Annotated in this window: 5 protein-coding genes and 1 pseudogene; all 6 read right to left on the bottom strand. The window is 61.4% G+C overall.

All coding sequences use genetic code 11. From position 1 onward, the window contains the following. Window positions 1-184: 184 nt before the first annotated feature. Window positions 185-817: pseudogene (locus tag QZ638_RS10475) on the bottom strand (ABC transporter ATP-binding protein); the annotation flags it as partial. 2 nt (window positions 818-819) lie between these two features. Then, the gene (locus QZ638_RS10470) at window positions 820-1,662 is read right to left on the bottom strand and encodes a carbohydrate ABC transporter permease (protein ID WP_295809791.1); all 843 of its coding nucleotides are present in this window, start codon (window positions 1,660-1,662) and stop codon (window positions 820-822) included. Then, the gene (locus QZ638_RS10465; protein WP_295809787.1) at window positions 1,652-2,581 is read right to left on the bottom strand and encodes a carbohydrate ABC transporter permease; all 930 of its coding nucleotides are present in this window, start codon (window positions 2,579-2,581) and stop codon (window positions 1,652-1,654) included. Before QZ638_RS10465 ends, QZ638_RS10470 begins: the two co-directional genes overlap by 11 nt. A 24-nt stretch (window positions 2,582-2,605) precedes the next feature. After that, on the bottom strand, window positions 2,606-3,871 hold the full coding sequence (locus tag QZ638_RS10460; RefSeq protein ID WP_295809786.1) for a sugar ABC transporter substrate-binding protein: 1,266 nt from the start codon (window positions 3,869-3,871) through the stop codon (window positions 2,606-2,608). 46 nt (window positions 3,872-3,917) lie between these two features. Beyond that, a complete protein-coding gene (locus tag QZ638_RS10455; RefSeq protein WP_295809784.1) occupies window positions 3,918-5,528 on the bottom strand; it encodes an FAD-dependent oxidoreductase in 1,611 nt (536 codons plus the stop codon). Then, window positions 5,525-6,565, bottom strand: coding sequence for a LacI family DNA-binding transcriptional regulator (locus QZ638_RS10450; protein ID WP_295809782.1), 1,041 nt, complete (start codon window positions 6,563-6,565; stop codon window positions 5,525-5,527). The genes QZ638_RS10455 and QZ638_RS10450 overlap by 4 nt, the downstream gene beginning before the upstream one ends. Between the last annotated feature and the right edge of the window lie 20 nt (window positions 6,566-6,585).

The raw sequence follows: 6,585 nt of genomic DNA, 5'->3' as shown, positions 1-6,585 counted from the left end.
GGTCCACCGGTAGCGCCATATCATCGCGCCGACCAGGCGGAAGGGGCGGTAGCCGTAAGCGACGACAAACCCGGTAACCAGCGCCGGCAGGAGCAACGCGCCGAAGACCAGCAGGTCCTGGGCTGGCGCGGGAATGTCGTGCCAGATACCGGCCAATGCGTCAGCCATGGCCCGTCTCGCCGGTCAGTGCGCCGTCGGCAAGATCGACAATCCGGTCCATCCGCGACAACAGCGCATAGTCGTGGCTGACGGCGATCAGCGTGCGGTTATGCAGGCGGGTCAGACTGGCGAGGTCGTCGATCAGGCGGTCCGCCGTGTTCCGGTCCAGGCTGGCGGTCGGTTCGTCCGCCAGGATCAGGTCCGGCGAATTGGCAAGCGCCCTGGCGACCGCCACACGCTGACGCTGACCGCCCGAAAGCTCGCGCGGATACCGGTCGAGGTAATCTGTGAGGCCCAGAATTCCAGCCGCCCATTCAACCCTTTGGGCGATCTCCGCCTTCGGCGTTCGCCTGTGTTCGAGCGAGAATCCCATATTGGTTGCGACGGTCATGTGGGGATAGAGCGCATAGTTCTGAAAAACCATGGCGATGTCACGTTGCTTGGGCTCGAGCTCGTTGACGACCAGACCGTCGATTTCGACCGTGCCGGCCGTTATGGTCTCGAGCCCGGCCAGCATGCGCAGAAGCGTCGATTTTCCGCACCCCGAAGGTCCCACTAGGACAACGAACTCGCCATCGGCGATCCCGATGTCCACCCCGTGGATCACCTCGACATTGCCGTAGGATTTCTTGACATCTGAGAATGTGACGGAAGCCATAATCAACCCTTGAGCCCGGTATGGGCCAGCCCTTCGACGAACTGGCGCTGAGCGATAACGAAAACGATGAGAACGGGAACCGCCGTCATGGTGGCGGCCGCGAGCTGGACGTTCCACATGGCGCCGCCATATGCGTCGGTGAATTGCGTGAGCGCCTGAGGCAGTGTGAAAAGCTCGGGCGAAGACAGGAAAACGATCGGTTCGAGATAAAGATTCCAGGAATGCAGGAAAGTGAATATCCCGACCGCGCCAAGCGCAGGCCGCGCAAGCGGCAAAGCAATGGTCCAGAAGATCCGGAACCGCCCCAGGCCATCGACCCGCGCAGCCTCCTCGAGCTCCTTGGGAAGGGCAATGAAAAACTGCCGCATGACGAAGGTGGCAAAGACCGAGGGGGCGCCGAAGACCGGCACGAGAACCAACGGCCAGTGCGTGTTGATCATGTCCCACCCCAAGAACATCTGGAACAACGGCACGATCGTGACTTCGGCGGGGATCAGGAGGCCGACAAGAACGACCATGAAGAGCGCGTTGGCGCAAGGAAAGCGGATGCGCGCGAACGCGTATCCCGCCATCGCGGAAAAGAGCATGGTCCCGGCGGTGACCAGCGCCGCTATATAGGCGGAGTTCCAGTACTGCCGCCCGAAGGGTTGAAGCTCGAACACCCGTGAATAGGTCGAAAGATCGACGCGGGACGGAATGATTTCCGGCGGGAAGGCGAAGATGTCCGAAATCGGCTTGATCGAGGATGTCACCATCCACCAGGTCGGAAAGACGAACGGAATCAGGAGCACCGTCATAAGCCCGTAGACGACAACCTTCATACGGGGCGAAAGGTCAGTTTTCATAGAAGACGAGCCTCCTGCGCATCTGCCACTGGGCAAAGGTCAGGACCGCGACGATCAGGAAAAGAAGGATCGAAAGCGTCGCCCCGTAGCCGAATTTGTGGAACTGGAAGGCCTGTTGATAGAGATAATAGACAAGCACCGTCGTGGACATGCCTGGCCCGCCCTGAGTCAGCACAGCGATTTGCGCAAAGACCTGGAGCGACCCCACGATGGTGATAATCGACGTCAAGAGAATCGTCGGGCTGATCATAGGCATCGTGATACGGGTGAACTGCATCCATGCCGGGGTGCCGTCGACACGGGCGGCTTCATAGAGCTCTCTCGGCACCCCCTGCAGGGCGGCCAGAAAGAGGATCATGTTAAGCCCGACATTCTTGAAGACTTGCACCACGACGACCGACGTCATCGCCGTGGCGGACCCGCGCAGCCAGTTGGGGCCCTCGATACCGACAAGCGCCAGCAAGGCGTTGATGCCGCCATTGTTCTGCAGCAGAAAGCTCCAGACGATCGTCCAGGCAACGAGGGAAACGACCACTGGCGAGAAAAACAGGGTTCGATAGACGGCGATACCCTTGAGTTTCTGATCGAGCAGCACCGCGAGCAGCAGCGCCAACGCCATGTTGAAGACGACGAGTCCAAGTGAAAACACTGCGGTCGCGCCGAGAACCTGCGGCAGGCCGGGGTCGTTAAGCAGGGCCTCATAATTGGCCAGCCCCTGAAACCGGAAGGTCTGTGCAAGAACGTTCCACTCATGCAACGAATACCAGAACACAAGCCCCAGCGGAATCAGAACGAAGGTGACCACACCGATCAATTGTGGTGCGATGAACAAGTATCCCGCGAGGGTGTCGCGGCGCTCCATCGTCCAGAACGCGCGCTTGTGGGGCTTGCCGGTGGTGGATCGGGCCGCGACATTCATCTGCGTTGCTCCTGGAAATCCCGGCTAGAGCATCGGTACTATGCGGTCGCAAACCGAGGTCAACACGGCTTCGACATCGGCATCCGCTTGCCATAGCGCATCGAGTTCGGCGCGGACGACCTGCTGTATCTCGGCAAAACCTTCATGCCCCGGCAGCACCTTTCCGTTGGCGATGCCGTTGATGACGACGCTTTCGAGCTGCTCGGGGGAGAGCAGCGGGTTGGTTTTTCCCAGTGTGTCGGTATTGAGCAGGCTTGCGCGCGCCGGCGGAAAGAACCGCGCGAGCTTGGCGCTGTTTTCCGCGTTTGACATGTGAGCGAGAAAGCCAACGGCGATATCCACATTGTCTCCCATCGCGAAGGCGCCGATACCAGCCTGCCCGACGACGGAATACGCGCCTGCCGGACCGGATGGAAGCGGAACGAGGTCCCAGTCGAATGCTGCCTCGCCCGTAGGCAGAAGCGAGGCGCGCGAGATCTGGGTGATTGTCATGGCCGCATTGCCAGCGAAGAAATCCACGCTCTCTCCAGGCTCGGGCATGGCGCCCTTCTCAAAGATCGCATCGTGTATGAAGGTCATGGCTTCGACCATTTCGGGTTCTGCGAAGGTGCAGCTGTCGCCGTCGTCGCTCCAGGGGGAAGCGCCCCAGGCACGCCAGATGGAGGCGAGATTCTGCCAGATCTGATAATTGAAATCGCGAACGATCAGGCCATCAGCGCCATTGCCGGCCACCGCGGCGGCCGTTTCGATCGCATTTTGCCAGGTCCATTCTCCAGCCTCGATCAACTCGGCCGGGGTTCGCGCTCCGGCTTTGGCGACGAGGTCGTTGTTGACGAACATTGCGAATGGCGAGGTCGAAAACGGATATGCGTAAAGTTCGTCGTCGGCCCGCCAAAGCGCGGTTGCCTGCTCGGTCACGTCGCTCAGGTCGTATCCCTCGGTATTGGCGAAAGCATCGCTGAGGGGCGCGAGTGCGCCGGAATTGACGAAATCGGCGGCGGTCGTTTCGAGAATCCAGGCAAGGTCGGGAGCGTTGCCACCCGCGATCTGCGTCGTAAGCGTGGTCGTGTAGCTTTCGAAGGGCAGCGAGTCGAAAGTGACCGAAACATTCGGATGGGTCGCGGTGAAGCTGTCGGCGATTTCATTGAACATCGCCAGATGCGCTTCATTGGCGCTCCAGATCGTCATGCGCAGCTCCACCTGTTCCTGCGCAAAAGCGGTGCCTGCCGCGAAATGAAGGGCAAACCCCACTATCGCCGTTGCAGTCTTCAACCTGGTTATCGTTTTCATTGCGGTTCCTCCTCCTTGGAATCCACGGTCCGTCTGGACCCTGGGATCAGTACCCCTTGATGTCTGGCCAGCGGATCTCCACGCCTTCGCGATGCAGCAGACTCTGGAACGTCTCCAGCCGACGATCGTCGGCTTGCACCGCATGCGGTGTCGTGCCGGTTTCCAGACAGTGCGCGGCCAAAAGCCCGGCGACTTCGCCGATGTTCCACTCGACAGGATGCAGCCGATAGCACCCGTTGGTGATGTGTGTGGTGCCGATTGACTTGCCTGCGGGAAGAAGGTTCGAACGCGCGATCGGGAGCAAGGCTCCGAGCGGGATTTCGAACGGGCAGGAAGGCACATCGATATAGTTGTCGCCGCCCGTCGAGGGATGCAGGTCTATCCGGTACATGCCGGTGCCCACGCTATCGCGATAGCTGACGGCTCCCGCCTCCCCCCGCACCGCGTAGGAGAGATCCTGTTCGACGACGGTGGTGACAGCCTTGATGCGCCGGCTTTCACGTATGTAGGGCGCCATCGCAAGACCGTGTTCGGTGCCTGTAACGTCGCCGCGCAGCCGCAGCCCCGGGAACCCGACGCCGCCGTCGACGCGCGGCGCCTCGGTCTGGAGCCAGTAGAACACCGAGTACGACAATTCGGCAGCCCGGCCGATGCGATGCGCATAGTCATCCTCGGAGCAATCGATGACCGGCGCCTCGAAATAATCGATCATCGGCCAGTTAACCAGGCAGATATCGGATTCATAAGCTCCCGGAACGAAGTTACGGCGCGCGGCAATCCGCCGGAACGTCCACAGGTTTGCATCGCCGGCGTTGCGCCGCTGGTCGGCATCCACGAGCAGCGGATCGTCGTCGGGGTTTGGCGTAAAACTGCGTTCCGTGATTTCGAGGGTGCGCGGATGAGGCGCTTTGAACCCGATCAGGGGACCGCCCCAGAAATCAGGCTGCACAGCCCGCCACTCATCATAATTCGCAGGCTTGTCGATAACGTGGTTGCCGTCCACATGATCGACCGCAAAGCAGATCGAGATGGCCTGCTGATTATCCGGCTGGGATTGGGAAGGCGCCGAAGGCTCGCCGGTTTCCGCTTGGCTTTCGAAGCCCTTGACATACTCCGTCCCGGTCAGCGGCAGAAGATCGCCGAGTTCGGTTGCGTCGATCACATAGCGCGCCGAAACGACCACCGCCCCGTTTCCGCTCTTGTGCTGCAACGTCACTGCACGGACGCGATCTCCGTCCATGTCCGCAGAAACCGGCCGATAGGGTTTCAGAAGCTTGAGCCTGCCCGCCCCCATATAAGGCATCAGCCAGGCTTCCATGACCGCAAGCGGCACGCGCGGCTCGACACACATTCGGCTCACCCAGCCGGCACCGGGATTGAGATCGTCCCATTTGCGCGCGGCTTCGTTGAGCGGATAATAATCGCGATAGTATTGGCGGATGGCGGTTCGCAGCGTTCGGTAGGTGCGACTGCCGCCCATCTGCTCGATCCAGGAGTGCTCGTCGGAGGGCACGGCCTGACTCGTCATCTGGCCGCCGATCCAGTCATACTCTTCGGTCAGAATGACCGAACGCCCCGAACGCAGCGCGGCAAGGGCCGCGGCGACGCCGGCCACGCCGCCCCCGATGATCGCGATATCTGTAGAATAATCCGTCACAATTCACTCTTTGATGTTATGGGGCCGAGCGTCTCGCCCTCGACCCGTTCGCAGGAGAGAAGGGTTTGTTCGAAGTCCGATCTGCCCTCGAGCCCGTCGATGAGCGCAAGCGTCGCGCGCCGTCCCATTTCTTCGCGGGGGATGGCGTAGGCGGTGAAGGTGGTGCCGGTCGCTCCGGGACGCAGATGACTGCCCAGAACGACGATCGAGAGGTCGCCGGGGACCGCCAGCCCCTTGGCAAGAACCGCGCGTTTGAACGGTATGGCGTCGGCCAGTTCGGTGAAGAACACCACCGTCGCCCCGGCTTCGCGCACAGCCGAGACAAGCACCTGAGGGTCGCTGCCCACGTCGGGCCAGTGCAGGGAAAGACCGATCTCTCCGGAAAGCGCCGCGCAAAAGCCGCTCCAACGATCGACCGTGGACTCCGCCCCTTCCGACGGACCGACATAGGCAAATGAGCGGTGGCCGTGGCCGTGCGCGCGAGCGACGAGGTCGGCCGTGGCCGCGGCGTAATCCGCACCGACATAGGGCACAGCTCCACCCGCATCGTCGCGGCGGCCGACAGCGATGAAGGGAAAATCGCCCGCCACCAGCCGTGTCAGCTCTTCCCGATCGAAGGAACGCCCGAGAACGAGGCATCCATCGGAGAGACGCAAGCGGTTGGTCTCGTCGAAGATTTTCTTACGTCCGTCGCGGCCTCGCGCGGCGGCCGTCATCAATAGAAGGTCGTAGCCCCGCTCATGCGCCGCCTCCTCGATCCCGAAAAGAAACGGTGCGAAAAAGTCGGCCTGCGCCGAAGGGAATGCCGGCTCGTAGGTGAAAACGCCCAGAATATTGTTGCGCCCCTTGACCATGCGGCGGGCCACCGGGTCCGCGACGTAACCGGTTTTCGCAATAACGTCCTGAATCCGTTCTCGCGTCTGCTCGGGGATGCGGCGCGTATCCTCCGAAGTTCCGTTAAGGACCAGAGAAACGGTGGCCTGGCTGACTCCGGCCAGCCTTGCAATGTCCTTTTGTGTCAGGCGCTTCGCCGCCATGAAAGCACGGTCCTTGATTG

The organism is uncultured Nitratireductor sp., from assembly GCF_913053745.1.
Lineage (GTDB): Bacteria > Pseudomonadota > Alphaproteobacteria > Rhizobiales > Rhizobiaceae > Nitratireductor.
Note: the sequence above shows the minus strand (reverse complement) of the source record. Positions and strands in the feature narration are given on the sequence as shown.